The 25,339-nt window shown below is 59.2% G+C and carries 22 protein-coding genes and 1 rRNA gene (1 of these 23 running past the window's edge); 7 read left to right on the top strand and 16 right to left on the bottom strand.

Annotation, left to right across the window (positions count from 1 at the left end):
- From ACKPCU_RS05750 to ACKPCU_RS05730, 5 genes are all read right to left on the bottom strand, one after another.
- Window positions 1-635, bottom strand: a 16S ribosomal RNA gene (locus ACKPCU_RS05750); it reaches 902 nt to the left of the window's first position.
- A 572-nt stretch (window positions 636-1,207) separates the two neighbouring features.
- Window positions 1,208-2,038: a CDP-diacylglycerol--serine O-phosphatidyltransferase gene (pssA, locus tag ACKPCU_RS05745; protein ID WP_104739361.1), complete on the bottom strand. Its 831-nt coding sequence runs from the start codon at window positions 2,036-2,038 to the stop codon at window positions 1,208-1,210.
- 126 nt (window positions 2,039-2,164) lie between these two features.
- Window positions 2,165-3,181: a ketol-acid reductoisomerase gene (gene ilvC / locus ACKPCU_RS05740; RefSeq protein ID WP_321350600.1), complete on the bottom strand. Its 1,017-nt coding sequence runs from the start codon at window positions 3,179-3,181 to the stop codon at window positions 2,165-2,167.
- 49 nt (window positions 3,182-3,230) lie between these two features.
- A complete protein-coding gene (gene ilvN, locus ACKPCU_RS05735) occupies window positions 3,231-3,722 on the bottom strand; it encodes an acetolactate synthase small subunit (RefSeq protein WP_104739359.1) in 492 nt (163 codons plus the stop codon).
- 2 nt (window positions 3,723-3,724) lie between these two features.
- Window positions 3,725-5,455, bottom strand: coding sequence for an acetolactate synthase 3 large subunit (locus ACKPCU_RS05730; RefSeq protein ID WP_321350598.1), 1,731 nt, complete (start codon window positions 5,453-5,455; stop codon window positions 3,725-3,727).
- 414 nt (window positions 5,456-5,869) lie between these two features.
- On the opposite strand from ACKPCU_RS05730, the gene ACKPCU_RS05725 reads away from it, so the two are divergent.
- Window positions 5,870-6,301, top strand: a complete 432-nt coding sequence (locus ACKPCU_RS05725) for a DUF4124 domain-containing protein (RefSeq protein WP_170063093.1) — start codon at window positions 5,870-5,872, stop codon at window positions 6,299-6,301.
- On the opposite strand, the gene ACKPCU_RS05720 is transcribed toward ACKPCU_RS05725, so the two are convergent.
- Genes ACKPCU_RS05720 through mrcB form a run of 3 tightly spaced genes read right to left on the bottom strand, consistent with a single transcriptional unit; the run spans window position 6,292 to window position 9,692 of the window.
- The gene (locus tag ACKPCU_RS05720) at window positions 6,292-6,606 is read right to left on the bottom strand and encodes a YqcC family protein (protein WP_321350595.1); all 315 of its coding nucleotides are present in this window, start codon (window positions 6,604-6,606) and stop codon (window positions 6,292-6,294) included. The two genes, ACKPCU_RS05725 and ACKPCU_RS05720, sit on opposite strands and share 10 nt — an antisense overlap.
- 32 nt (window positions 6,607-6,638) lie before the next feature.
- Window positions 6,639-7,304 carry a tetratricopeptide repeat protein gene (locus ACKPCU_RS05715; protein WP_321350594.1) on the bottom strand — a complete coding sequence of 222 codons (666 nt, stop codon included), beginning with the start codon at window positions 7,302-7,304 and terminating at the stop codon, window positions 6,639-6,641.
- 60 nt (window positions 7,305-7,364) lie between these two features.
- Complete coding sequence (gene mrcB / locus ACKPCU_RS05710; protein WP_321350592.1) at window positions 7,365-9,692, bottom strand: penicillin-binding protein 1B; 2,328 nt, start codon at window positions 9,690-9,692, stop codon at window positions 7,365-7,367.
- A 123-nt stretch (window positions 9,693-9,815) separates the two neighbouring features.
- Between mrcB and ACKPCU_RS05705 the strand changes: the two genes are divergently transcribed.
- The 3 genes from ACKPCU_RS05705 (at window position 9,816) to ACKPCU_RS05695 (ending at window position 12,813) form a co-directional block, all read left to right on the top strand.
- The gene (locus ACKPCU_RS05705) at window positions 9,816-11,360 is read left to right on the top strand and encodes a bifunctional aminoglycoside phosphotransferase/ATP-binding protein (protein ID WP_321350590.1); all 1,545 of its coding nucleotides are present in this window, start codon (window positions 9,816-9,818) and stop codon (window positions 11,358-11,360) included.
- A 199-nt stretch (window positions 11,361-11,559) separates the two neighbouring features.
- Entirely contained in the window at window positions 11,560-11,841 is a 282-nt protein-coding gene (locus ACKPCU_RS05700; protein WP_321350588.1) for a TfoX/Sxy family protein, read from the top strand.
- Window positions 11,842-12,015: 174 nt separating this feature from the next.
- Complete coding sequence (locus ACKPCU_RS05695; RefSeq protein WP_104739351.1) at window positions 12,016-12,813, top strand: cyclic nucleotide-binding domain-containing protein; 798 nt, start codon at window positions 12,016-12,018, stop codon at window positions 12,811-12,813.
- A 224-nt stretch (window positions 12,814-13,037) separates the two neighbouring features.
- On the opposite strand, the gene ACKPCU_RS05690 is transcribed toward ACKPCU_RS05695, so the two are convergent.
- From ACKPCU_RS05690 to ACKPCU_RS05680, 3 genes are read right to left on the bottom strand one after another with little or no spacing between them, the layout of a single operon-like run.
- Window positions 13,038-14,459: an efflux transporter outer membrane subunit gene (locus ACKPCU_RS05690; protein WP_321350584.1), complete on the bottom strand. Its 1,422-nt coding sequence runs from the start codon at window positions 14,457-14,459 to the stop codon at window positions 13,038-13,040.
- A complete protein-coding gene (locus tag ACKPCU_RS05685) occupies window positions 14,456-17,590 on the bottom strand; it encodes an efflux RND transporter permease subunit (protein ID WP_321350582.1) in 3,135 nt (1,044 codons plus the stop codon). The genes ACKPCU_RS05690 and ACKPCU_RS05685 overlap by 4 nt, the downstream gene beginning before the upstream one ends.
- A gap of 11 nt (window positions 17,591-17,601) precedes the next feature.
- Complete coding sequence (locus tag ACKPCU_RS05680; protein WP_104739348.1) at window positions 17,602-18,750, bottom strand: efflux RND transporter periplasmic adaptor subunit; 1,149 nt, start codon at window positions 18,748-18,750, stop codon at window positions 17,602-17,604.
- Window positions 18,751-18,935: 185 nt separating this feature from the next.
- Here ACKPCU_RS05680 and ACKPCU_RS05675 point away from each other — a divergent pair, with 185 nt between their 5' ends.
- Window positions 18,936-19,577 (top strand): TetR family transcriptional regulator, encoded by a 642-nt coding sequence (locus ACKPCU_RS05675; RefSeq protein WP_321350579.1) that lies wholly within the window; start codon window positions 18,936-18,938, stop codon window positions 19,575-19,577.
- Here the strand turns inward: ACKPCU_RS05675 and ACKPCU_RS05670 are convergent.
- Genes ACKPCU_RS05670 through ACKPCU_RS05660 form a run of 3 tightly spaced genes read right to left on the bottom strand, consistent with a single transcriptional unit; the run spans window position 19,574 to window position 22,270 of the window.
- Complete coding sequence (locus ACKPCU_RS05670) at window positions 19,574-20,452, bottom strand: ChaN family lipoprotein (protein ID WP_321350577.1); 879 nt, start codon at window positions 20,450-20,452, stop codon at window positions 19,574-19,576. The two genes, ACKPCU_RS05675 and ACKPCU_RS05670, sit on opposite strands and share 4 nt — an antisense overlap.
- Window positions 20,453-20,459: 7 nt before the next feature.
- Window positions 20,460-21,224: a heme ABC transporter ATP-binding protein gene (locus tag ACKPCU_RS05665; protein WP_321350575.1), complete on the bottom strand. Its 765-nt coding sequence runs from the start codon at window positions 21,222-21,224 to the stop codon at window positions 20,460-20,462.
- Window positions 21,224-22,270: a FecCD family ABC transporter permease gene (locus ACKPCU_RS05660; protein ID WP_104739344.1), complete on the bottom strand. Its 1,047-nt coding sequence runs from the start codon at window positions 22,268-22,270 to the stop codon at window positions 21,224-21,226. Before ACKPCU_RS05660 ends, ACKPCU_RS05665 begins: the two co-directional genes overlap by 1 nt.
- Before the next feature lie 128 nt (window positions 22,271-22,398).
- Between ACKPCU_RS05660 and ACKPCU_RS05655 the strand changes: the two genes are divergently transcribed.
- Window positions 22,399-22,749 (top strand): Rieske (2Fe-2S) protein, encoded by a 351-nt coding sequence (locus tag ACKPCU_RS05655; protein WP_321350573.1) that lies wholly within the window; start codon window positions 22,399-22,401, stop codon window positions 22,747-22,749.
- On the opposite strand, the gene sfsA is transcribed toward ACKPCU_RS05655, so the two are convergent.
- Together sfsA and ACKPCU_RS05645 are read right to left on the bottom strand one after the other, a co-directional pair.
- On the bottom strand, window positions 22,744-23,451 hold the full coding sequence (gene sfsA / locus ACKPCU_RS05650; protein WP_321351749.1) for a DNA/RNA nuclease SfsA: 708 nt from the start codon (window positions 23,449-23,451) through the stop codon (window positions 22,744-22,746). The two genes, ACKPCU_RS05655 and sfsA, sit on opposite strands and share 6 nt — an antisense overlap.
- Window positions 23,451-24,632: a pyridoxal phosphate-dependent aminotransferase gene (locus ACKPCU_RS05645; protein ID WP_321350571.1), complete on the bottom strand. Its 1,182-nt coding sequence runs from the start codon at window positions 24,630-24,632 to the stop codon at window positions 23,451-23,453. Before ACKPCU_RS05645 ends, sfsA begins: the two co-directional genes overlap by 1 nt.
- Before the next feature lie 219 nt (window positions 24,633-24,851).
- Between ACKPCU_RS05645 and dksA the strand changes: the two genes are divergently transcribed.
- A complete protein-coding gene (gene dksA / locus ACKPCU_RS05640) occupies window positions 24,852-25,295 on the top strand; it encodes an RNA polymerase-binding protein DksA (RefSeq protein WP_104739341.1) in 444 nt (147 codons plus the stop codon).
- Window positions 25,296-25,339 lie beyond the last annotated feature (44 nt).

Here is a 25,339-nt window from a genome sequence, read left to right as displayed (position 1 = left end):
TATGGATGCAGTTCCCAGGTTAAGCCCGGGGATTTCACACCCATCTTATCAAGCCGCCTACGCGCGCTTTACGCCCAGTAATTCCGATTAACGCTTGCACCCTCTGTATTACCGCGGCTGCTGGCACAGAGTTAGCCGGTGCTTATTCTGTTGGTAACGTCAAAGTTGCAGCGTATTAAACTACAACCCTTCCTCCCAACTTAAAGTGCTTTACAATCCGAAGACCTTCTTCACACACGCGGCATGGCTGGATCAGGCTTTCGCCCATTGTCCAATATTCCCCACTGCTGCCTCCCGTAGGAGTCTGGACCGTGTCTCAGTTCCAGTGTGACTGATCATCCTCTCAGACCAGTTACGGATCGTTGCCTAGGTGAGCCATTACCTCACCTACAAGCTAATCCGACCTAGGCTCATCTGATAGCGTGAGGTCCGAAGATCCCCCACTTTCTCCCGTAGGACGTATGCGGTATTAGCGACCCTTTCGAGTCGTTGTCCCCCACTACCAGGCAGATTCCTAGGCTTTACTCACCCGTCCGCCGCTAACTCCAGGAGCAAGCTCCCTTCATCCGCTCGACTTGCATGTGTTAGGCCTGCCGCCAGCGTTCAATCTGAGCCATGATCAAACTCTTCAGTTAAATACTGATTGGGTTTTGAGAAAACCCTAAACTTGGCTCAGCTTTACAAAAAACTCTAGAATTCACAGAGTAACTTGCTTGGCTGATAATCTTTCTGATCATCGAGCACATTCAGCAAGCACCCACACGAATTACTTGATTCAAATTGTTAAAGAGCGATTCGGTCAGCGTTTCCGCCTAACCAAGGCCGCGCATTCTACGCTAACCTCATGTTCTGTCAAGCTTTTATTTGAAGTTTTTAACCGCTTCAAAACCCGCTTGAACAACCCAAAACAGCTTCCGCTTTCCGGGTCAGGGAGGCGCATTCTACAGGATCAAACCCCGCTGTCAACACCTTCCAAACAACCTGATGAGAACTTCTCATCGCACTCGAATTGGCGTCTTTCGAACACCCCTTCCGAGGCGGCGCATTCTACGCCATCTCGCCGGACTGTCAAGCTTCATTTTCGAGCTAACTTATTGATTAATAAGCGCTTTAGGCGAAGCATCCTGCCCGACGAGGAGGCGAATTATAGGCCCGTCAGATTTTCCGTCAAGCCCTAATTACTGTTTTATTACAAAGCAGTCCGAAATCACTCAGCAGAAGTAGACTTAGTGCGCTGACGCAAGCGCCAAAGCGACATGACCGGCCCGGAGATGGTGTACCCAACAAAGATTGCCCACAGTATCCGCGACGGGTCAGACGAAATGACCGCAAACCCCAGAACCACCACCAGAATGACAAAGAACGGAACCCGCCCCTTGAAATCCAGATCCTTGAAGCTGTAGTAGCGGAAGTTACTGACCATCAACAAGCCGCCAAGCGCCGTGAGAATGCCAACCAACAGAGAAATATCATTGCCGTCAACACCGAAGTCACTCAACGACCAGACCATACCGGCGACGAGCCCCGCTCCCGATGGACTCGGCAACCCGGTAAAGTAACGCTTATCGTCATCACCAATATGCGTATTGAAGCGAGCCAGACGCAGTGCAGCGCCCGCTACGTAGATGAACGCAAATACCCACCCCACTTTACCCAAATCAGTCAACGCCCAACTGAACACAACAACAGCCGGGGCGATGCCAAAAGCGACCATATCCGACAACGAGTCGTACTCGGCACCAAAGGCACTCTGGGTGTTGGTCAGTCGCGCAACGCGGCCGTCCAGGCCATCAAGCACCATGGCAATGAAAATGGCGACCGCCGCATGGGTAAAGTTGCCGTCCATCGCGCTGACAATGGCGTAAAAGCCGGAAAACAGCGCCGCTGTAGTGAACAGATTGGGTAGCAGATAAACTCCTTTGTGACGGACCTTACGGCCGTCAGGCCCTGATACCTCTTCAACGTGCTCATCAATCGGTAGCAACGCATGCGCGCCTTCCACCTCGGTGCCGTGATCGTTGTTTTGATGCTCTGTCATGGGATTACCTTGCAACATTGCCGGGCTGAACAGTGTGGCAATTTGACAAGCAAATAACCAGCTCAGCTCCGCGTTCGGACATAAAAAAACGCGGCTTAAAAGCCGCGTTTTTCACTATCGCTCGACTTAGTTTTTGGCCTTGTCGACGATCTTATTGGAAGCGATCCACGGCATCATCGCGCGCAGCTTCTCGCCAACCTGCTCGATCGGGTGAGCAGCGTTGTTACGGCGGGCAGCAGTCATCGACGGATAGTTGTGAGCACCTTCAGCGATGAACATCTTGGCATACTCGCCATCCTGAATACGCTTCAGAGCATTGCGCATGGCAGCACGGGACTCATCGTTGATGACTTCCGGGCCAGTCACGTACTCACCATACTCCGCGTTGTTGGAGATGGAGTAGTTCATGTTGGCGATGCCGCCCTCGTACATCAGGTCAACAATCAGCTTCAGCTCGTGCAGGCACTCGAAGTAAGCCATTTCCGGCGCATAGCCAGCTTCAACCAGAGTCTCAAAACCGGCCTTGACCAGTTCAACCGCACCACCACACAGAACAGCTTGCTCACCGAACAGGTCGGTTTCAGTCTCGTCCTTGAAGGTGGTTTCGATGATGCCGGTACGACCACCGCCTACACCGCTGGCATAGGACAGAGCGACGTCCTTGGCGTTGCCGGACGCATCCTGGAAGATCGCGATCAGGTCAGGAATACCGCCGCCCTTGACGAACTCGGAACGTACAGTATGGCCCGGCGCTTTCGGCGCGATCATGATGACGTCAAGGTCAGCACGCGGAACGATCTGGTTGTAGTGGATTGCGAAGCCGTGAGCGAAAGCCAGGGTAGCGCCCTGCTTCAGATTCGGCTCGATCTCGGCCTTGTACAGCTGAGACTGGAATTCGTCCGGGGTGAGGATCATGACTACGTCGGCTGCTGCAACAGCGGCCGGAACATCGCTGACTTTCAGGCCGTGGGCCTCAGCCTTGGCGATGGAGCTGGAACCAGGACGCAGACCAACGGTCACGTCAACACCGGAGTCTTTCAGGTTGCACGCGTGCGCATGGCCCTGCGAACCGTAGCCGATGATGGCAACTTTCTTGCCCTGGATGATGCTCAGATCACAATCTTTATCGTAATAGACTTGCATGAAATTCCCCTGCTTACTGAGCGGGCCGTCTGACCCGCGACCAATTAGTTTAGATACTCAAAACCTTTTCACCACGAGCGATACCCGACACCCCGGTGCGCACAACTTCCAGTACCGACGTCGGACCGATGGCCTCGATGAAGCTATTCAGCTTGTCACTGGTGCCGGTCAGCTGCACGGTATAGACACTCGGTGACACATCCACGATCTGGCCGCGGAAAATATCGGTAGTCCGCTTGACCTCAGCGCGCTGCGCGCCGGTCGCCTTGATCTTGACCAGCATCAGCTCGCGCTCGATGTGGGCACCTTCGGACAAGTTGACCAGTTTCACGACTTCGATCAGCTTGTTGAGGTTCTTGGTGATCTGCTCAATCACGTCATCCTGACCGACGGTTGTCAGCGTCAGACGCGACAATGTCGGATCTTCAGTCGGTGCAACCGTGAGCGTCTCAATGTTGTAGTTACGCTGGGAGAACAGCCCAACCACACGAGACAACGCGCCCGGTTCGTTTTCCAAAAGAACGGAAATGATATGTCTCATGATCAGGTGCGCTCCGTTTTGCTCAGCCACATATCTCGCATCCCACCACCACGAATCTGCATCGGGTAGACGTGCTCACTGGTATCAACCGCAATATCCAGGAAGACCAGACGATCCTTCATGGCAAAGGCTTCCGCCATCTTGCTCTTGAGCTCCTTCGGATCGGTAATGCGGATACCGACGTGACCATAGGCCTCAGCCAGCTTGACGAAGTCCGGCAGCGATTCCATGTAGGAGTGCGAATAACGGCTGTTGTATTGCATGTCTTGCCATTGGCGAACCATGCCCAGCGCACCGTTGTTCAGGTTGACGATCTTGACCGGCATATCGTATTGCAGACAGGTCGAGAGCTCCTGAATATTCATCTGAATACTGCCTTCACCGGTAACACAGGCAACAGTCGCCTCCGGGAAGTTCAGTTGTACCCCCATAGCTGCGGGGAAACCGAAGCCCATGGTGCCTAGGCCACCGGAGTTGATCCAGCGGTTAGGCTTATCGAAGCGGTAGTACTGAGCCGCGAACATCTGATGCTGCCCGACATCGGAAGTAATGAAGGCATCGCCGCCAGTCACTTCCCACAACGCCTCGATTACAGCCTGGGGCTTGATGATGCTGCCGTCGCCTTTGTCGTAAGGGAACAGCGCACCATCGCCACGCCACTCATCAATCTGCTTCCACCAGGTCGCCTGTGCCTCAGCATCGGGTGTCTCACCGATCTCCTTGAGAATGGCAACCATCTCGGTCAGCACACTTTCAACCGGACCAACAATCGGAATATCAGCCTTGACCATTTTGGAGATGGACGCAGGATCGATATCGATATGAATAATCTTGGCGTTCGGGCAGAACTTGGAGGCGTCCTCGCCATTGATGACGCGGTCATCAAACCGTGCGCCGACCGCCAGGATTACATCAGCGTGGTGCATGGCCAAGTTCGCTGTATAGCTGCCGTGCATACCGAGCATGCCAACAAACTGTCGATCGGTACCCGGGAACGCACCCAGGCCCATCAGTGTATTGGTAACCGGTACATTCAGCGCCTTGGCCAGCTCGGTCAGCGGGCGCGATGCGCCACCCAGAACAACCCCGCCACCGGAGTAGATGATCGGGCGTTTTGCCGCCAGCATCATCTCGACAGCTTTGCGTATCTGGCCGGAGTGACCACGAGTAGCCGGGTTGTAGGAGCGCAGCTTGACCTTCTTCGGGTAGCTGTACTCAAACTTGTCGGCAGGGTTGGTCATGTCTTTCGGGATATCGATGACGACCGGGCCGGGACGACCGCTTTGCGCCAGATAAAAGGCCTTCTTGATGACCTCGGGAATCTCGCGCGGATCCTTGACCATGAAGCTGTGCTTCACGATGGGACGGGATACGCCGACCATATCGGTTTCCTGGAAGGCATCAGAGCCGACCATGTTGCTTGCCACCTGACCGGAGATGACAACCATTGGAATGGAATCCATGTAGGCAGTCGCGATACCGGTAACGGTATTGGTTGCACCGGGACCCGAGGTCACCAGAACCACACCGGGCTTGCCGGTGGCGCGCGCGTAGCCATCAGCCATATGGGCTGCAGCCTGTTCGTGGCGAACCAGAATATGCTCTACGTCGTCCTGCCGGAAAATGGCATCGTAGATATGCAGAAGGGCACCGCCCGGGTACCCGTAGATGTATTTAACACCCTCGTCACGCAATGAGCGGACGACCATCTCAGCGCCGGATAAAAGCTCCACTTTTGAATCACCTCTAGCATGCCGACCACCAACACGGCGGGCAGCAGGATACCTGTTTACTGCTCGGCAGCGCAGAACAACGGTGGTTGTACTGCATCAGCTTTGACTACGTGCGTGGAGGCGTATTCCTGCTGTTTCGGAATCACCTCACCCAGCGCGAGGTAGCGCGTGCGGGTGCCAGGCCGAGGACGACGGGTTTCGTCTCCCGGAATGAGCAACTAAAGTCAGCCGTCTCGGATGCGGGGTGGGCTCCGAAAACAGCTGTCTCATGAGAACCACGAATTGTTTACACTCAAGGCGTACAAGTCAAGCCAAGTTGCAGAAAACCCCTACCAAGGGATATACCTTGTCAAGAGTGCCCGCACGAGTTGTCGGGTTATGATTGTTTCGCCGCACTACAAGGACGCTAGCACCATGCGCAAGTTAATGATCACCACCCTGCTCACCCTGGCCTGCAGCAGTGCCATGGCCACCCAACTATACAAATGGGTAGACGAAGATGGCGTAACCCAGTTCAGCCAGCAGCCACCGGCCGACAATCAGTATCAACGTATGAATGTCGCGCCACCGCCACAGCCGAGTTCGCCGACGCCGCAGGCGCCAGCGGAGGAAGAGACCACAGCGACTGCGGGAGAGCCTGCTCAGAAACAGATTGCAAACCCCGAATACGAGGCGGAACTGGCCGCCTACTGCGAGTCGCTGCGCAATCGGCTGACGACGATGGAAAACAACCCGCGTCTGCGACAAACACGAGAAGACGGCACAGTAGAGAGAGTTACAGAAGAAGATCGGCAGGCAATGATTAGCAAGGCAAAAGCTGACCTGCAGGCCAACTGTCAGAACTGAGCAACGTCTTTAGCCAGCATGGCAGCGCAATGGTCAATCTGACCAAGCGCTGCCAATAGCCCGCCGCGCCGCCGGCCAAGATGGGCGAATGCTTCCTCACCCATTGGTTGAATACAGCACTCACCCGGCAAAGTTTCGCCACGCTCCAACAGACTGATCACTTGCGGGATAAACACCCACTGCAACCACTGCTCAAAGGCCAGCGTATCCACGCAAAATGGCACTTCGCTTTCCAGACGCCACCGTACCGGCGGCTCCCGTGACCACAGCCCCAGCTGCCGCAACTCCATCTCGAGCTGGAGCACGGCATCAGCCAGAGCGGACCAGCCAGCGGGCATCACAGCGAGACGCGGGCTCGCTGACGCGCCTGCTCGGCCCCAGCGTTGTTACCCTGAGCCTCTCTGGCCTGCGCAACCAGCTCCCACAATCCGGCCTGCAGCGCAGGGCGGCCAGCGGCGTAGGTGAGGCCACGCTGGGCCAACTGCTCTGCCTGGGCAGCGTCACCCTGGTGCAGGCGCACCTGAGCCAGACGATAGAGTACCTGCGGCTCGCGCGGCGCGATCCGCATCGCGCGCTCCAGACTCGCATTGGCTCCGTTGAGGTCACCACTGCCTTCCTGCTGCCGGGCCGTCGTTAGCAGCGCCAGCACCGGACCCGACAATTGCTCGTCCTGTTGCAGCACCGAGCCGCCAGCAGCACCCGGCGCGGCACCACCGGTCGCATTACCGCCGTTATCCGTAGAGAACACCGGCTGACTATCCAGCGGATAGGACTGAACGGCGCTGGAGCCACCATTGCTATCGGGCACCATGACGACAACGCCAGCGTCCTGCGGCGAATTGGTCTGGGGGGCGTTACTGATGACTCGGCCGGCACCGGTACGCATATCCTCGTTGGACACCGGGCGCCCCGAGTCGACAACAGGGATATGGCCGCCGGAGCCTGCGCAACCGGACAGCACAGCCATTGTCGCCGCAACCAGGGCTGCCTTTTTGATAGTCATCACGTTTGATCCTCTACTCATTCATCAAAGCTGGAAGTACGACAGCATACTGAGCGATGCTCAACGCAGCCAGTCGCGAATGGTATCCAGCACTCGATTCGCCCCATCCTGCAGCACCTCGGTATCAATCACCGGACGACACCCCGGCCCAGGCAGGGGCTCGTATCCTGCCCGGAAATGCACTTCCACACTGCCCTCACAAGACGGGTCACTGCCAAGTCCGGTAGCCGGATCAGCCCATGCCGTTACGATTTCTGCCGGCGGCACCGCCGACAGACTTTGCGGATGTGCCTGCCCCATGAACGCATTCCACACCTGCAGCGCCCCTGTGGCACCGGTCAAACGTGTCCGATCATTGTCGTCACGGCCAACCCAGGAAACCGCAACCAAGTCGTCGGAGAAGCCGGCAAACCAGCTGTCGCGCAGATCATTGGTGGTCCCCGTCTTGCCCGCCAGTCGCACATTGGACGGTACGAAACGATAGGCGGAGCGACCGGTCCCCTCGGTCATGACATGACTCATGGCTTCCTGGATAAGAAAGATGGTCGCCGAATCAAAGCGCTGGCGCACCTCAAACGGATAGCGCTTAAGCGGCTCCCCCTCGGCCGTCAGCACATTGCGGATCGCTCGCAGCGGTGTATTGAAGCCGCCATTGGCGATTGTCTGGAACATGTCCGCAACCTGCATCGGAGTCATGGATCCTGAGCCCAGGAGCATGGCGGGATAGGCCGGCCAGTCATGATCGACGCCCAACCGACGCACCGTATTCAGGACGTTGTCCACTCCGACATCCATACCAACTCGCACCGCCGCCTGGTTATAGGACTTGGCCAACGCCAAATAGAGCGGCACCAGACCATGGCTCTGGCGATCGTAGTTCTGCGGCGTCCAGGTATTGCCGGGCTCGGCGTCCAGGGTAATCGGCTCATCATCAATCGGGGTGATCAGCGAATAGCGCTCTGGCTTCTCCAGCGCCGTCAGATAGATTGCCGGCTTAATCAGCGACCCGATTGGCCGCGAGGCATCAAGCGCCCGGTTGAAGCCGGAAAAACGCGGGTTGCTACCCCCGACCAGCGCCAGCACCTCACCGGTCTGCGCGCCAGTCACCACCATTGCTCCCTCCAGCGGTTGCTTATCCGGCGTTTCGCCAAATCGCTTGAGGGTGGTCTGAACAGCGTCCTCCGCCTTTTTCTGCAGCAGCGGATCGAAACTGGTAAAGATGCGCAGCCCCTCGCTGGTCAAGTCCTCGTCACGGTAGTCTTCGCGCAGCTGACGCTTGACCAGGTCCATGAACGCCGGGTAGCTGGTATTGGCCATACTGCCACCAACGGTCACGTCAAGCGGCTTGGCCTTGGCATCATTTGCCTGCTGCTGGCTGATCATGCCTTGCTCTGCCATCAGGTCCAGCACCAGATTGCGCCGCGTGGTGGCGCGCTCGGGGTTGCGGCGCGGATTGTAATAGGACGCGCCCTTAACCATCCCGACCAGCAGCGCGACCTGATGAAGCTTTAACTCCTGCAATGGCTGAGCAAAGTAATACTGACTGGCCAGACCAAAACCGTGCACTGCCCGGTTGCCATCCTGACCGAGGAAGACCTCGTTCAAATACGCCTCGAGAATGTCTTCCTTGCTGTAGTGCACCTCCAGCAGCACCGCCATCATCGCTTCAAGCCCCTTGCGGACGATGTTGCGGTCTGCCGACAGGAAGAAGTTCTTCACCAGTTGCTGAGTGAGCGTACTGCCGCCCTGCTGCAAGCTGCCGGTGGTCAGGTTGACGAACATCGCGCGGGCGATGCCCTTCGGCGAGACACCGAAGTGATTGAAGAAATCACGATCCTCAACCGCAACCAACGAGTCAACCAGATAGGGCGGAGCCTGATCCAGCCGGATCAGAATGCGATCTTCGTTATGCGCAGGGTAAATGCCGCCGATCATCAGCGGCTCCAGCCGCGCCATAACCAGATCGCCATTGCCACGGATGCTGCTGATCGTCGACCCGTTAAACTGGACACTGACCCGCTGGGCAGGTTCGGCCCCCTCGAAGAACTGGAAGCCACGGGTGTACACATCGATGCGGCTGCTGCCGACCGACATTTGGCCTGGTCCATCAGCCGCGTTGGTTTGCCGGTACCCCAACGCACGCAGCTCGGTCAGAAAGTCATCACGCGTCAGCGCGCGCCCGGCATACAGCTCAAGTGGCCTGGCAAACACTTTGGCGGGGACCGCCCAGCGCTTGCCTGAGAATTTCTCCTGCACAATGGCATCCAGATAAACCGCCAGCGCCCCGAGCAGCACCATTCCAACCAGCCCCAGCTTGAGCAACCAACCCCAGAGCCGACTTCTGCCTTTGGCCTTTCCCTTGCCTCGCGATCTGCGTTTATTAGCCATCTTTATCTGTGTTACTCCGCATCCGTTGTGCCCGTAGCCTGTGCTTCGGGTCATTGCCCATGGTTGGCCTCGGACCAGCCAACCCGCATAATGTTCGCATTGCCGACCAAACAAGGAAACGTCGTGAGCCAGACCCTGTTAACTGCGCTGCAGAACCCTGACCTGTATGACCACCCGGTGAGCGGTTTTACTCTGATCGAAACCCATATTTCCTGGGTGCTGCTGACCGGCGACTATGTCTACAAGGTCAAGAAGCCCGTCAACTTTGGCTTTCTGGACTTTTCCACCCTGGCCCAACGCCAGCACTTCTGCCGTGAGGAAGTGCGCCTCAACCGCCGTCTGGCCCCCGAACTCTACCTTGGCGTCGTCCCCGTTACCGGCAGCGAACAGGCGCCGGTCATCGGGGGGGACGGCCAAGCCATCGAATACATGGTCAAGACTCGACAGTTCCGCCAGGAAGACCTACTCGGCAACCTGCAACGCGCTGGCGGCCTGACAGCATCGCACATTGATCAACTGGCGGTGGTCTTGGCCCGTTTTCACGGCCAGATCGACCATGCCGAACTCGATACCCCGTTCGGCGCCCCGGAACAGGTACATGCCCCGGTTGCGCAAAACTTTGAGCAGATCCGTCCCTTTCTGAGCAGCACCCAGGACCTTGAGCAGCTCGAGGCGCTTGAACAGTGGGCGAATACTACCTATCAGCGGCTGATTCCCCAAATCGCAGAACGCAAAGCCACCGGCATGGTTCGCGAATGTCACGGCGACGTCTACCTGGACAACGTTACCCTGATCGACGGTCAAGTGACCCTGTTTGACTGCATTGAGTTCAACGAGCCGTTTCGCTGGACCGACGTCATGGCCGACGTCGCCTTCATGAGCATGGACCTTGAGGACCGCGGCCTGCACACGCTGTCGAACCGCTTCCTCAGCGCCTACCTGGAGCAGACTGGAGACTACCAGGGGCTGGCCGTACTCAACTACTACAAAGCCTATCGCGCCATGGTGCGCGCCAAGGTTGCCCTGTTCGGCCTGCACGACGACATGACCGCGGAGCAGCGTGCCGCTGCCATGCAGCGTTACTACGGCTATGCCGCGCTGGCTGAGCGCTACAGCGAACTGGCTCCGCGCTTCGGACTGCTGACCTTCGGCGTCTCCGGCAGCGGCAAGAGCACACTGGCCGTCAAGCTGGTCGAGCAGCTCGGCGCCATCCGCCTTCGCTCCGATGTCGAGCGCAAGCGCCTGTTTGGCGGTGAAGAGAGCGCCGAACTGGACTCGGGACTGTACAGCCCCGAGCGCAGCGAACAAACCTACCGTCGCCTGGCCAACCTGGCCGCCCAAACGCTGGGCAACGGTTATCCGGTTATTGTTGACGCCACCCACCTGATGCGAAGCCAGCGGCAAATGCTGCGCGACGCCATTGAGGGCCAGGGTGCTCCCTGCCTGGTACTACACTGCGACGCACCGCAGCAGACCGTCGAGCAGTGGCTGGTAGAACGCCAGCAACAGGGTACCGATGTGTCAGATGCCGGCATCGATGTCATGCGCCATCAACTGCAATCAATGGAACCTCTGACCGACGAAGAAAAGCGACTTTCGCTGAGCATCGACACCAGCAGCGAAGACGCCATGAGCGGCATTGCCGAGCAACTCCGCCAACGCCTGTAAGGCCCATCAGCCGTCGGCTGTACGGATAGGACATGGCGTTCTACACTGGGGTTCGGGAACTCTAAGAACAAAAGCCGAACCCGACGCCATGCCGCAAAAACAACTGCGCCCGGTCCCAGCACCGGGCTCCCCTCTTCGCTTGCCCGCCCAGCGCATGTGGGCACCATCCAGTAACAGCAACCAGAGCGGGAGCTGAATCATGGAAACGGACGAACTGCTGGGCCTGCGCAACCTCGGAAAGACGTCGGCGCAGTGGCTGCACGCCACCGGCATCCACACCCTTGACCAACTCCGCCAGCTGGGCCCTGTTGATGCCTACCGGGCTGTTCGCGCCCGTGGCTTTAACGCTTCAAAAGCACTGATGTTCTCTATTGCCGGAGCCCTGCAGAATGTCCACTGGAACGAGCTGGACCCGGGCTACAAGCAGCAACTGCTAGAGCAACTGGAAGGGCAGTCCGACATCGACGGCAAGCCGGATTAAGCGACCTGGCTCACACTGGCACAGCGATCATCTTGCGCCGCTTAAGGGCCGGCTTTTATGTTGGCGTCATACAGCCAGACTGCGTTAATGTAGGGCCGTCCTGCAGCGATGAGACGTCCGTCAGACCAAGGGACACCAGCAGTTCGTCGGGACAACAACAAAAGGAATTCAGCCATGTATCTGATAGGTGACCAGCCCCCGTACGCCGAAAAGCTCATCAGCTCGCTTCAGCGTATCCCGGAACTTTTGCTCGAAGGACTCGAGCCATGCGGCGAGCCTGTCGAACTGGGAGCAGTAGACGACCTCTACGAACACGTTAGCGGAGCTCAGCTCTATCTGCTCAAAAGCGGTCTGTTGCACGCCCTTATCGACGGTAAACCCCTGTTCTACATCCAGGAAGGTGACCTGATCGGCCTGCGCCAAGGGCTTAATGCGGCCCCCTGCACCTATCTCAGCGAGGAGCCGCTGGTTCTGGTGCCCTACGACCGCGAAGCGCTGTTCAAGCATATCCACGCAGACAGTCGCCGCCAGGAGCAGTTTACCCAGTACATTCTTGGCCAGGCGGCCTTGATGTCTGATGCACTCGCTCACACCAAGCAGCCAGAAGTGCGCCCGGTTACCGGCTTCCAACACTTCGCCCCAGGTGCCGAGCTGATCCGTCAGGGCGACGAAGCCGATCACGTTTTCATTATCACCGAAGGGCACGCCGAGGCCTTTGTTCAAGGCATCAAGGTTGGCGATGTCCAGAAGGACGAAATTTTCGGCGCCATGGCCCTGTTTACCCGGGAGAAGCGCTCGGCCACCGTCATTGCCAGCGTACCGACTACCGTCATGATGATTCCCAAGGAGCAGTTCCTTGCCCTGATGCAGAGCAACCCGCGTATCGCTCACAGCCTGATCGAAAGCATGGCGCGCCGCATCGACCTGATGAACAAGGAACTGACCCACTATAAGCAGCAGGCAGCAAAATAATTCGCATTTGAGCTTGACACTCAAATGATAACGTTTATCATTAGCAACAAGTCATCGCGAGATGGCTGTGATAACAGGATTGTCGCGAGACAAACGGTTATCTCCTCATCAGGCTAATCACGGATTTCGCCCGCTCACTGAGCGGGCATTTTTTTGCCTGCAGAACACAAACAAAAACGCCGCCCAACCAATGTTGGGCGGCGTTTTTTCCTACCTACCGTCGCCTAGCCTTCTGCGCTGACGGCCTGCTCGGTTCCAAGCTCGGCGAAGTCGCCACCACCCAACGCCTTGTACAGACTGATTTCACTGAGCAGCTGGCCCAGGCGATCCGAGATGACACTCTGCCTAGCCTCGAACAGCTGACGCTGGGCGTCGAGCAGGGTCAGGTAGCTGTCGACCCCGATGTTGTAACGCCGATCAGCCAGTCGGTAATACTCCTCCGACGCCTCCAGCAGCGCACGCTGCGCGGTCAACTGTTCGACGTAGGTCTTGCGCGCATCCAGACCGTCGGCCACTTCACGGAACGCGCTCTGGATAACCCCCTCGTACTGCGCAACCTGCTGGTTACGGCTGATCTCGGCATAGTCCAAACTTGCCTTCAAAGCGCCGGCCCGGAAGATCGGTACGCTGATACTCGGCGAGAACGTCCAGTACTCAGAACCGCTACCAAACAGATCAGACAACTGACTGCTTGCTGTACCAGCGGCACCGGTCAAGCTGATACTTGGGAAGAACGCCGCCTTGGCCGCCCCAATGCTTGCGTTCACCGACAGTAGTTGGTGCTCGGCCTGCAGCACGTCAGGCCGGCGATAGAGCACCTCGGAAGACAAGCCAACCGGCAGCTCGGCCAATACCTGCTCATCCAGCAACAGCGGGTTATCGGCGGTGGCGGACCACGGCTGGCCGACCAGCACGGTCAGCGCATTTCGGTCCTGGGCAACCTGGCGCTCATAGCGCGACAGCGCCACTCTGGCCGACTCGACTGCGGTACGCGCCTGCGCCAGCTGTAGACTGGATGCCACTCCAACCTCGTTGCTGCGCTTGGTCAACGCGTAGCTTTCTTCAAAAGCCTTCAGCGTATCGGCGGTTACATTCAGCAGCGCCTGATCGGCCTGCAGTGTCAGATAAGTACTGGCAACATTAGCTACCAGACTGATCTGCACACCGCGCCGCGCTTCGTCGCTGGCGAGGAAATCCTGCAGCGCCTGCTCGCGCAGACTACGAATTCGACCAAACAGATCCAGTTCCCAGGAGACACCAAGTGTGGCCGAGTACTGGGAGCTGATACGGTGCTCTCCACCATTGGACAGATCACCTGGCGTGCGTGTGCGGGTCCCGTTGCCATTGGCATCGACCTGCGGGTACACCTCGGCACCCTGGATGTCATACAGCGCGCGGGTGGCCTGCACGTTCAAGGCTGCCACACGCAGGTCACGGTTATTCTCCAGCGCCACACCGATCAGCCGTTGCAGCTCCGGATCCCGGAAGAAACTGCGCCAACCAATAAGCTGAGTCTGCTCGAGACTCTGATCGGCGCCTTCAGTCCAGTTGGCGGGCACCGGCGACGCCGGACGCTCATACTCGGGAATCAGCGAGCAGCCGCTCAGTGCGGTCAGAACCGCCAGGCTCAATACGCAGCGTTTCACTGTTCATCCTCCGCATTTTCAGTCTTGCCTTTTCTTTCGGTAAACCACTGGGTTACCAGCACATAGAACAGCGGCACCCAGAAAATCGCCAACACCGTGGCCGTCATCATGCCGCCGATCACACCAGTACCAATCGCGTGCGAGCTGCCAGCCCCGGCACCGGAAGCCAGCGCCAAAGGCACAACCCCCAGGGTGAAGGCCAGCGAGGTCATGATAATTGGCCGCAGACGCAGACGGCAGGCCTCTACCGCAGCCTTGCTGATACTCATCCCCTGTTCATGCAGATCCTTGGCGAACTCAACGATCAGAATCGCGTTCTTGGCGGTCAGACCGATGGTCGTCAACAGGCCGACCTGGAAGAACACATCATTAGACAGGCCACGCCCCAGCGTTGCCAACAGTGCACCGATGACACCGAGCGGCACCACCAGCATAACCGCCAACGGAATCGACCAGCTCTCGTAAAGCGCTGCCAGGCAGAGGAATACGACGATCAGCGACAGTGCATACAGCGCCGGAGCCTGATCACCGGACAGGCGCTCTTCGAACGACAACCCGGTCCAGGACAGGCCAACACCCTTGGGTAACTGCTGCCCCAGGCGTTCAATCTCAGCCATTGCATCACCGGTACTGAACCCCGGAGCCGGCTCCCCCTGAATCTCCATCGCCGGTACACCGTTGTAGCGCGACAGCTTTGGCGAGCCGTAGACCCACTCGCCAGTAGCAAAGGCGCTGAACGGCACCATATCGCCGCTGCTGTTGCGGACGAACCACTTCTGCAAATCCTCCGGATTCATCCGCGCGTCAGCCTGGCCTTGGAGATAGACCTTCTTGACCCGGCCACGGTCGATGAAGTCGTTGACATAACTGGAGCCCCAGGCAATCGACAGCGTCTGGTTGATGTCAGCCAGCGACAGGCCCAGTGCACTCGCCTTCTCGTCGTCGATCAGCAGCTGAAACTGCGGCTGGTCGTCCTGACCGTTCGGGCGCACATTCGCCAGTATGTCGCTTTGCGCAGACATACCCAGCAACTGGTTGCGCGCCTGCATCAGCACATCATGACCAACCCCGGCATTATCCTGCAGATAGACGTTGAAACCGGATGCGGTTCCCAGTTCCATCACTGCTGGCGGAGCAAAGGCAAACACCATCGCATCACGGAAACCGAAGAAGTGCTGTTGTGCCCGCTGTTGCAGGGCAAACACACTCAGCTCAGGTGCCTGTCGCTCTTCCCATGGTTTCAGGCCGACAAATGCCAGGCCCGCACTCTGACCACGACCAGCAAAGTTGAAACCGGTGACCGTGAACACCGAACTGACCGTGTCAGATTCCTGCTCCAGCAGGTAGGTACGCATGGCGTCAACCGTCTGCTGAGTACGCTCAGCACTCGAGCCAACCGGCGCCTGGACCTGCACATACAACACGCCCTGGTCTTCGTCAGGCAGGAAGGAGGTGGGCAGGCGGGTAAACAGGAACGCCATCAGGCCGACGATCACCAGATACAGCAGCAGATACGGTGCTTTGCGCTGCAGAATCGAGGCCACGCTGCTCTCGTAACGCTTCACACCGCGATCGAAAGTGCGGTTGAACCAGCCAAAGAAGCCACGCTCGGCTTGGGTGTGTCCCTTCTGCACCGGCTTGAGGATGGTCGCGCACAGCGCCGGCGTGAAGATCAGCGCCACCAGCACCGACAGAATCATCGCCGAGGCAATGGTGATCGAGAACTGTCGGTAGATGACCCCGGTGGAGCCGCCGAAGAACGCCATCGGCAGGAATACCGCCGAGAGCACCAGACCGATGCCGACCAGCGCCCCCTGAATCTGCCCCATCGAACGGCGTGTCGCTTCCAGCGGCGACAACCCTTCTTCGGCCATGACCCGCTCAACGTTCTCCACCACCACGATAGCGTCGTCCACCAGCAGCCCGATCGCCAGCACCATGGCGAACATGGTCAGGATGTTGATGGTGAAACCGAAGGCTGACAGCAGACCAAAGGTGCCCAGCAAGACGACTGGCACGGCCAGCGTCGGGATCAGCGTCGCGCGGAAGTTCTGCAGGAACAGGTACATCACCAGGAACACCAGAACCACCGCTTCGAACAGGGTATGCACAACCCCCATGATCGACTCGGAGACCACTGGCGAGGTGTCGTACGGGAAGACGACCTTCATGCCTTCAGGGAAGAACGGCTCAAGGTCTGCAATGGTCTTACGGATCGCCTTAGCGGTTTCCAGCGCGTTGGCACCAGTTGCCAGCTTGATCGCCAAACCGGAAGCAGGCATACCGTTATACAACGCAGAAATACTGGCATCCTGAGCCCCCAGCTCAACAGTCGCCACGTCACCGAGACGCACTTGGGAGCCGTCGCTGTTCACCTTGAGCAGAATGTCGCGGAACTGCTCAGGCGTCTGCAGTCGGGTCTTGCTCAGAATGGTCGCGTTCAACTGCTGGCCAGGCACCGCCGGCAAGCCGCCGAACTGCCCCGCAGACACCTGAACGTTCTGCGCCTTGACCGCAGTACTGACGTCACCCGGCGTCAGGTTAAAGCTGTTGAGTTTGGCCGGATCCAGCCAGATCCGCATCGCATAGGGCGCACCGAATACCTGAAAGTCACCGACACCCTGGGTCCGCGAAATCGGATCCTGAATGTTGGAGACGATGTAATCAGCCAGGTCAAAGCGGTCCATGCTGCCATCTTCGGAGACAACGCCGATAACCATCAGGAAGTTGCGCACCGATTTAGTCACCCGGATGCCTTGCTGCTGAACTTCCTGCGGCAGCAACGGTGTCGCCAGCTGCAGTTTGTTCTGCACCTGAACCTGAGCAATATCCGGATCAACCCCCTGATTGAAGGTTACGGTGATCGACATGCTGCCGTCGGAGTTGCTGTCCGAGGAAATGTAGCGCAACCCGTCGATCCCGTTGAGTTGCTGCTCAATAACCTGAACAACGGTGTCCTGAACCGTCTGCGCCGATGCCCCCGGATAGGAGACGGAAATCCCCACCGCCGGTGGGGCGATGCTGGGGTACTGGTTGATAGGCAGCTTGAGAATCGCCAACCCACCTACCAGCATGATGACCAGTGCGACCACCCAGGCAAAGATCGGGCGGTCGATGAAAAATCTCGACATGGTTCGCTTCCTTACTGATCAGCGGTGGGCTGAGCGGCGTTGTCCTGTTGCTCGGCGACATTGCCCGCCGGCTTGACGGTTACCGGCGCACCTGGACGGATATACTGCAGACCCTCGGTGATCAGTTGATCACCCTCGTTCAGACCCGACACGATCAGCCAGCGGTTGCCAACGGTGCGATCGGTCACAACGTCACGCTGCTCAACCTTGCCATCGGCGTTGACCACCATGGCGGTAGCGTTACCGCGTGGAGTGCGCGTAATGCCCTGCTGCGGAGCCAGAATGGCGTCACTCTTGGCCCCCGCAACCAGCTTGGCATGAACGAACATGCCCGGCAGCAACAAACGATCAGGGTTGGGGAAAACGGCTCGCAGCGTCACCGAGCCGGTACTTTCATCAACGCTGACTTCAGAGAATTCCAGCTTGCCCTCTTCACTGTAGGTACTGCCGTCCTCCAGTATCAGAGTGACACTTGCAGCGTTGTCGCCAGCGCGCTGCAGGCGGCCCGCTTCAAGATCACGACGCAAGTTCAGCATTTCGCGCGACGACTGGGTGATGTCCACATAGATTGGATCAAGCTGCTGAATGGTCGCCAGTTGCTGGCTCTGGCCACTGGTTACCAGCGCCCCTTCACTGACCGCAGAACGGCCGATACGGCCACTGATCGGCGCAAGAACCTTGGTGTAGCGCACATTGATGCGCGCCTCATCCAATGCAGCCTGTGCTTGCAGGCTGGCGGCGCGCGCTTCATCAAATTCCTGCTGGCTGACCGCATTCTCCTTGACCAGGATGCCGTAACGCTCTGCCAGTGAACGGGTTGAAAGACTGCTGGCTTCTGCACTCTTCAGCGCAGCACGGTAGATATCGTCGTCGATCTGGTAGAGCTGCTGTCCTTCCTCAACCTCAGCGCCTTCGCTGAACAGACGCTTTTCCAAAATACCGTTCACCTGGGGACGGACCTCCGCAATCCGATAGGCTGTAGTGCGGCCCGGCAGGTCGCTGGTCAGCACAAAGTGCTCAGCCTTGAGCGTTACCACACCAACCGGCGTAGCCTGCTGTTCCTGCTGCTCGCTTGGCTGCTCGGATTCCTGGCAGGCGCTGATCAACAGAGTGGAGACTAGAAGTGGAAGAAGAGCCGCGCGAACTGGCTTCATCGGCATGGGGAGTCCTCGTAAAAAACCGTAGTGACTGAATTCTGCGAACGCCCCTGCAACCCATCCGGGAGAGGCACGAGTGATTGGCGCACAATATACTTACATTCACACCTGTCTGTAAATTGTTTTAGCCTTACGCTAACATTAGCTCACAACTTGGCCCCCAGCGGCTTCCCAGACCAGAGACTTGCATGGCCAGACGCACTAAAGAAGAAGCCTTTGAAACCCGAGAAAGCATCCTGGATGCTGCGGAAAAGTGCTTTCACGAAAAAGGGGTTTCGCGCACCTCGCTGAGCGAGATCGCGCAGGCTGCAGGCGTTACCCGAGGCGCAATCTACTGGCACTTTCAGGACAAGGCCGACCTGCTAGATGCTCTTTTTCAGCGCATCCAGCTGCCTATGGCACCGCTCAATCAGGCCGCTCATGATGCCAGCGCAAGCAATCCGCTCGAACGCTTCCGAGAGCTGCTGGTTACCGTCTTAAAGCGTCTGGAGTCCGACCCGGCCGCGCGGCGAGTCAACGAGATTCTGCTACTCAAGTGCGATTACGTAGAAGCTCCCAGCACACAAAAGAAACACCTGCAGAGCATGAACAAGCACCATGACGACAACCTGCGCACATCGCTGCTGCTGGCTATGGCCAGTGGCGAGCTTCCGGCCGACCTGGATCTTGAGATGGCACTATTCTGCGCCCACTCCTTCATCTACGGCATTCTGCATCAATGGTTGATGCAGCCCCAGCAACTCAGCCTGGTTGAGCGTGCCGATGACATTGCCGCCACCCTGCTGGACATGTTGCGTGACAGCCCTCACCTGCGCAGCAAAAGCCCTTAATCCTCCCTCCCTTGACGCATCTGCTCACAGTAATCCTGCTCTGGCAGCGATGGCGCCAGCCAGATGTAATCAGACTGGTCTCGACCAGACAGCGCAGTGCCCACCTCTGACAACAGCACCACCACCGGCTGCGGCCCCCAGGCTGACTGCCAGTGCAATGGCACACCCAGGTCCCGGCGCGCATGGTAAGCCCCCGAAATGAGCAGTGCCGGCGCTGGAGCCTGTGCGAGGATCTCGGCCATACGTACATCTCGCGCATGCTGGATGCTGAGCATCGGTGCGACCTGCGCCGGTTCGATCAGGCCGCAATGGCTGTCGACAATGATCTGTTCAAGTTGCTGACGGACCGCTGCCGAATATCCCAGGACCTGCGTCTGGGGATCGCGGTAAAGGGTCATCAACTGGTCACGATCCAGATTGGCCGCGAGCAGACGTTGCGGTACCGCCAGCCCCCAGCGCACCAGAGGCCCGTACAGTTTCCAGTCCCAGCCCGGCTGCCAGTCAAGCCGCTCGTTCAGCTCGGCATCGGCCGGCAACAAGGCGCCTTGCAGTGCGTCTACCCGTGACTGTTGTGACGGTTGCAGCATTTCCATCACCAGCGCACCCTGCTCGCGACGTGCCCGCAATTGCTCCAGCAGCCAGAGCTGGAGCGCATGATGGTCCGGGTGATCGTGACGCTCACCGACAATCACCCGCGGCTGCTCTGCCAGCAGGTCAACCAGTTGGCTCGGTTCCAGCCAACGCTCGGCACGGGTATCCCAGACCTGCCCCAGATGCGAATCGTCGTGTCCGCCAGCCGCCTGCCAGGCGGGTAACACATCGGCGAACGCCGAGTAACTGCACAGCAGCGCGAGGATCAGTGCCAGTACTTTCATAACCACCTCAGAGAATGATCATTGGACAATCCTGCAATGGGTGCCGCTGTACCTGCACGGATACCCCGAACACCCGCCCGATACGCTCAGCCTCAAGCACCTCCCAGGGCTTCCCCAATGCATCCAGCTGCCCCTGATGTAGCAGCAGCACCCGATCAGCGAAGGCTGCTGCCAGATTCAGGTCATGCAGCACCACCAGCACGCTGAGCCCCTTAGCGGCCATAGCTCGGGCTTGCTGCATGATCAATTGCTGATGGGCAAGGTCCAGTGATGCGGTCGGCTCATCGAGCAGCAAGCACCCCTGCTCGCCGGCGTCCCAAACCTGCGCCAGCACGCGGGCCAGATGAGCTCGCTGCCGCTCGCCACCGGACAGGGTCAGGTAACTGCGCCTGGCCAGATGACTGACATCTGCTGCCGCCATCGCCTGCCCGCAGATGAACCAATCCTGCTGGGCACCCGCGGCATGGGGCATCCGGCCCAGAGCCACCACTTCCTCGACCCGAAAGGGAAACACCAATTCGGACTGCTGCGGCAGTACTGCCAGACAACGCGCACGCTCAAGCGCGGGCCAGTCGTCCAGGGCACGCGCACCCAGCTTCACCCGGCCGCTATCGGGCCTAAGCTCACCGCTCAGCGCTGCCAGCAGCGTGCTTTTGCCCGCACCGTTGGTGCCGAGCACAGCCATCACCTCTCCCGCCCGCAGATCAAACGACAGCCCCGCCAGCACGGGCCGGCCGCCGCGGCTGCAACTTAGCCCCTCTACGCCAATCATCAGAAAGCTCCCTGGCGCCGCACGCGCATCAACAGTGACAGGAAGAACGGCGCCCCAAGCAGCGCGGTGATGATTCCCAATGGCAGTTCGGCCGGCGCCAGCAGCAGCCGTGCAACCACATCCGACAGCAACAGCAAAGCCGCCCCCAGCAGCATCGAAGCGGGCAACAGCCAGCGATGATCCGGACCAAGCAACAAGCGCACCAGATGCGGCACCACCAGGCCGACAAAGCCGATCAGGCCGCAAGCGGCCACGCAAGCACCCACCCCAAGCGCCGTCAGCAGCACCAGCTCACGCTTGACCCGCTCCACTTCAACCCCCAAGTGGCGCGCCTCGGACTCGCCCAGCAGCAGCGCGTTCAAGGCCGGCGCCAGCCGCGGCAACCGCCACCACACCGGTGCACAACAAAGCGCCAGCAACCCGACTCGCGCATAGTCAGCACCGGCCAGGCTGCCCATATTCCAGAACGTCAGCGTGCGCAGCATGCTGTCATCCGCCAGATAGCTGAGCAAGCCGACCAGCGCACCGCTGATGGCGGTAATGGCGATGCCAGCCAGCAACATGCTGGCTACCGAGGTCCCTTGCATGGACTGGCCCAGCCGATAAACCAGAGCGGTACAGGCGGCACCACCAGCAAAGGCACCCAGCACGGTCAAATAGGGCTGCCAACCAGCAACCAGTGAGCCAGCAAGCACGGAACCGAGCACAATGACCGCTGCAGCACCCAGCGCCGCGCCACTGGAGATACCAATCAAGCCAGGGTCGGCCAACGGGTTGCGAAACAGGCCCTGCATGGCTGCCCCAGTCAACGCCAGCGTGGCCCCGGCAACCGCGCCCATCAGCAACCGCGGCAGGCGAATCTGTTCGACGATCAGTTGCTGGTCCGCAGGCACCGCGCTGGCTCCCAGTCGCCAGAACAGCGCCCGCAGCGTATCCGCCGGCGCAATGCTGACCGGCCCAAGCGCCAGCGATAGCAGGCAGGCCAGCAGCAGCAGAATCAATAACAATGTCAGTACCAGCCGCTTGTTGCGTGGCTGCAGCACCATGGCTAATTCCTGTTACGAGTCAGTGGCGAGCGCGCCACCGGTGAGAGGTCTGCCAGCATACCGGGCGCAGACACGTCCGTCATGACGACAACTGGCTTTCCCTTGGCTGCCAACGGATAATCAGCGCCATGTCTGACGATGACGTTAAACCACAGCCCCTGTGCCACCTGGACGACCTGCCCCTGCGCGGCAGCAAGGGTGTAATCCACCAGGGACATTCACTGTTTCTAGTCCGCCAGGGCGAGCAGGTCTATCTGTACGAGAATCGCTGCCCGCACCGCGGCATCAGCCTGGAGTGGGTACCGGACCAGTTCCTCGACAACTCCGGTCGCCTGATTCAGTGCGCGACCCACGGCGCACTGTTTCTACCGGAAAACGGCGAGTGCGTTGCCGGTCCCTGCGTTGGCCAGTCACTGCGCCAGCTGCACTGCCACATCAGCAACGGTCACATCTGGCTGGACGACGAGCAGCCGTCATAACAGCACCGGCAGCGCGCCACGCACCTGCATTCCATCCGGCTGCGGCCAGACCGACCACGCCAGCACTTCGACACCGGCTGCCGCCGCCTCGCGCAGCAGTCGGCCGTACTCCGCGTCAACCTCATCCGCAGGGCGCACCTGTTCAATGCCAGAGTGCATAACGCAGAACAGCAGACAGGCACGCCGCCCCCCCTGCACCACATCCATCAGCTCGCGTAGATGCTTCTGGCCTCGCGCGCTGACCGCGTCCGGGAAGGCGCCCACACCGTTGCCCAACGCCAGGGTTACGCTCTTCACCTCAACAACACACGCCGGCTGGGCGCCGCCTGACAACAAAAAGTCGAAGCGGCTGGTACCGCCGGGCAAACGGACCTCGGCACGCTGCTCAGGGTAGCCCGCCAACGGTGTGATTACCCCCTGCTGCAGCGCCTGCCCGACCACACGGTTGGCCCGCGCGCTGTGAATGCAGGCCAGTTGGCCTGGGCCGATCTCAACCAGTTCCCAGGTACCCGGCAGCTTGCGCCCGGGCTTGTAGTCCAGCGTGACCCAAACCCGATCGCCGGGCTGACCGCAATTACGCATCGAGCCCGTGTTCGGGCAATGCACTGTCAGCTCCTGGCCGTCCGGCAAACGAATATCTGCCAGAAAGCGCTTGTAGCGACGCAGCAGCGTTGCCTCCTGCAACGGCGTCTCGAACGGAATCAACATGCCGGCGTCCAGCTGTCCAACGCTCGGGCAATGCGCTCTACCGCCTGCTCCAACCGCTCCAGCGAGGTGGTGTAGGCCAGCCGCAAATGCTGTTCTGCAAGGTGATGACCAAAGTCCAGGCCGGGGGTCAACGCGACAAACTCGCGCTCAATCACATGTTGGCAGAATCTCGCGCTGTCGCCGCCCAAGGCCTGCATGTCAGCATATAAATAGAAGGCTCCCTGTGGCGTAACCGGCACCTTGAAGCCAAGTTCACGCACCGCAGGCAACAGGAAATCGCGCCGTGCCTGAAAGGCCCCACGGCGAATTTCACAAATCTCACGGCTCTCTTCATTGAAAGCAGAAAGGGCCGCCTGCTGCGCCATGTGTGGCGCACAGATGTAGAGGTTCTGCGCCAGTTTTTCCAGCTCGGGTACCGCAGCTTCTGGCGCCACCAGCCAGCCAAGGCGCCAGCCGGTCATACCAAAGTACTTGGAGAAACTGTTAAGCACAAAGGCGTCATCAGCCACCTCCAGCACCGACGACGCGTCAACGCCGTAGGTCAGGCCGTGGTAGATCTCATCAACAATCAACTCGGCGCCAAGGCGACGGCAAGTCGCGGACAGGGCAGCCAACTCCTCTCGCGACAGCAAGGTGCCGGTCGGATTGGCCGGCGATGCCGCCAGCACGGCAACACAGTCGCTGTCCCAGTGCTGCTCGATTAGTTCCGGTGTCAGCTGATAGTTGGTTTCCGGCCCGGTCGGCACCAGTACCGCGCGCCCTTCAACCAGCCGCAGAAAATGACGATTACACGGATAGGCCGGATCCGCCATCAACACTTTGCGGCCCGGCTCGACCAGCAGTGCGCTGACCAACAGCAACGCTGCCGAACCACCAGGTGTGACCACCACCCGCGCCGGGTCCAGCTCCAGGCCATGGCGCTGGCGATACAATCCGGCAATAGCGTCACGCAATGCAGGGAGCCCCAGAGCGGGGGTATAACCGGTGCAACCATCGGCCAGCGCCTGCTGACCCGCACGGATGATCGGCGCTGGCGTGGTGAAATCCGGCTCGCCAATTTCCATGTGAACGACATCACACCCCTGAGCCTCCAGCGCCCGGGCCCGCGCAAGCACGGCCATGACATGAAAAGGCTGAATTTCCTGAACCCGATGAGCCCAGCGCTGCTGCGACATAGAAAAATCCTGAAATGACGGCAAAAACGCCGATGATACCCTGCCAGAGCAGGGCTGACAGCGACGCTACATGCGCCGCCAAGCCTTCTGGCGGCAAACAGTAGCGCAGGCCATCAGGTTCTGGTAGTTTTGCCCGCTTGCAGGCTTTTGGCCGACGCACGTCAGGTTGAGTGGGTGGGACCTGAAACAGGAAGATAGAGCAACAAGTGAGGGGTTCTCATGCCCAGCAATGCCAAGCAGAAAACATCAATGTTGATCCGCGGCTTCGTTCCCTATCAGGAAAAGAAGGGCGAGGAATACATGAACGAGCAGCAGCTCGCGCATTTCGCCAACATCCTCAACGCCTGGAAACAGGAGCTGATGGAAGAAGTCGACCGCACCGTGCACCACATGCAGGATGAAGCGGCTAACTTCCCTGACCCCGCCGACCGGGCCAGTCAGGAAGAAGAGTTCAGCCTCGAACTGCGTGCCCGCGACCGCGAGCGCAAGCTGATCAAGAAAATTGACCAGACCCTGCAGCGCATCGAAGAGGATGACTACGGCTTCTGCGACTCCTGCGGCGTCGAGATCGGTATCCGTCGTCTGGAAGCACGTCCGACTGCAACTCTGTGCATCGATTGCAAGACCCTGGCAGAAATCAAGGAAAAGCAGGTCGGCAGCTGAGCCGGCCCGCTGTATTGCAGGCTGCCCCGCAGCCTGCAACACCC

The organism is Halopseudomonas oceani, from assembly GCF_963677335.1.
GTDB classification, from domain to species: domain Bacteria; phylum Pseudomonadota; class Gammaproteobacteria; order Pseudomonadales; family Pseudomonadaceae; genus Halopseudomonas; species Halopseudomonas oceani.
The sequence above is the reverse complement of the archived record's forward strand: the minus strand, read 5'-3'. Positions and strand labels throughout refer to the sequence as shown.

Excerpts from the sequence above, each read along its gene's own strand:
- pssA (WP_104739361.1), bottom strand. The coding sequence starts at position 2,038 with ATGACAGAGCATCAAAACAACGATCACGGCACCGAGGTGGAAGGCGCG.
- ilvC (WP_321350600.1), bottom strand. The coding sequence starts at position 3,181 with ATGCAAGTCTATTACGATAAAGATTGTGATCTGAGCATCATCCAGGGC.
- ilvN (WP_104739359.1), bottom strand. The coding sequence starts at position 3,722 with ATGAGACATATCATTTCCGTTCTTTTGGAAAACGAACCGGGCGCGTTG.
- ACKPCU_RS05725 (WP_170063093.1), top strand. The coding sequence starts at position 5,870 with ATGCGCAAGTTAATGATCACCACCCTGCTCACCCTGGCCTGCAGCAGT.
- ACKPCU_RS05715 (WP_321350594.1), bottom strand. The coding sequence starts at position 7,304 with ATGACTATCAAAAAGGCAGCCCTGGTTGCGGCGACAATGGCTGTGCTG.
- mrcB (WP_321350592.1), bottom strand. The coding sequence starts at position 9,692 with ATGGCTAATAAACGCAGATCGCGAGGCAAGGGAAAGGCCAAAGGCAGA.
- ACKPCU_RS05700 (WP_321350588.1), top strand. The coding sequence starts at position 11,560 with ATGGAAACGGACGAACTGCTGGGCCTGCGCAACCTCGGAAAGACGTCG.
- ACKPCU_RS05695 (WP_104739351.1), top strand. The coding sequence starts at position 12,016 with ATGTATCTGATAGGTGACCAGCCCCCGTACGCCGAAAAGCTCATCAGC.
- ACKPCU_RS05685 (WP_321350582.1), bottom strand. The coding sequence starts at position 17,590 with ATGTCGAGATTTTTCATCGACCGCCCGATCTTTGCCTGGGTGGTCGCA.
- ACKPCU_RS05680 (WP_104739348.1), bottom strand. The coding sequence starts at position 18,750 with ATGCCGATGAAGCCAGTTCGCGCGGCTCTTCTTCCACTTCTAGTCTCC.
- ACKPCU_RS05675 (WP_321350579.1), top strand. The coding sequence starts at position 18,936 with ATGGCCAGACGCACTAAAGAAGAAGCCTTTGAAACCCGAGAAAGCATC.
- ACKPCU_RS05670 (WP_321350577.1), bottom strand. The coding sequence starts at position 20,452 with ATGAAAGTACTGGCACTGATCCTCGCGCTGCTGTGCAGTTACTCGGCG.
- ACKPCU_RS05665 (WP_321350575.1), bottom strand. The coding sequence starts at position 21,224 with ATGATTGGCGTAGAGGGGCTAAGTTGCAGCCGCGGCGGCCGGCCCGTG.
- ACKPCU_RS05660 (WP_104739344.1), bottom strand. The coding sequence starts at position 22,270 with ATGGTGCTGCAGCCACGCAACAAGCGGCTGGTACTGACATTGTTATTG.
- ACKPCU_RS05655 (WP_321350573.1), top strand. The coding sequence starts at position 22,399 with ATGTCTGACGATGACGTTAAACCACAGCCCCTGTGCCACCTGGACGAC.
- ACKPCU_RS05645 (WP_321350571.1), bottom strand. The coding sequence starts at position 24,632 with ATGTCGCAGCAGCGCTGGGCTCATCGGGTTCAGGAAATTCAGCCTTTT.
- dksA (WP_104739341.1), top strand. The coding sequence starts at position 24,852 with ATGCCCAGCAATGCCAAGCAGAAAACATCAATGTTGATCCGCGGCTTC.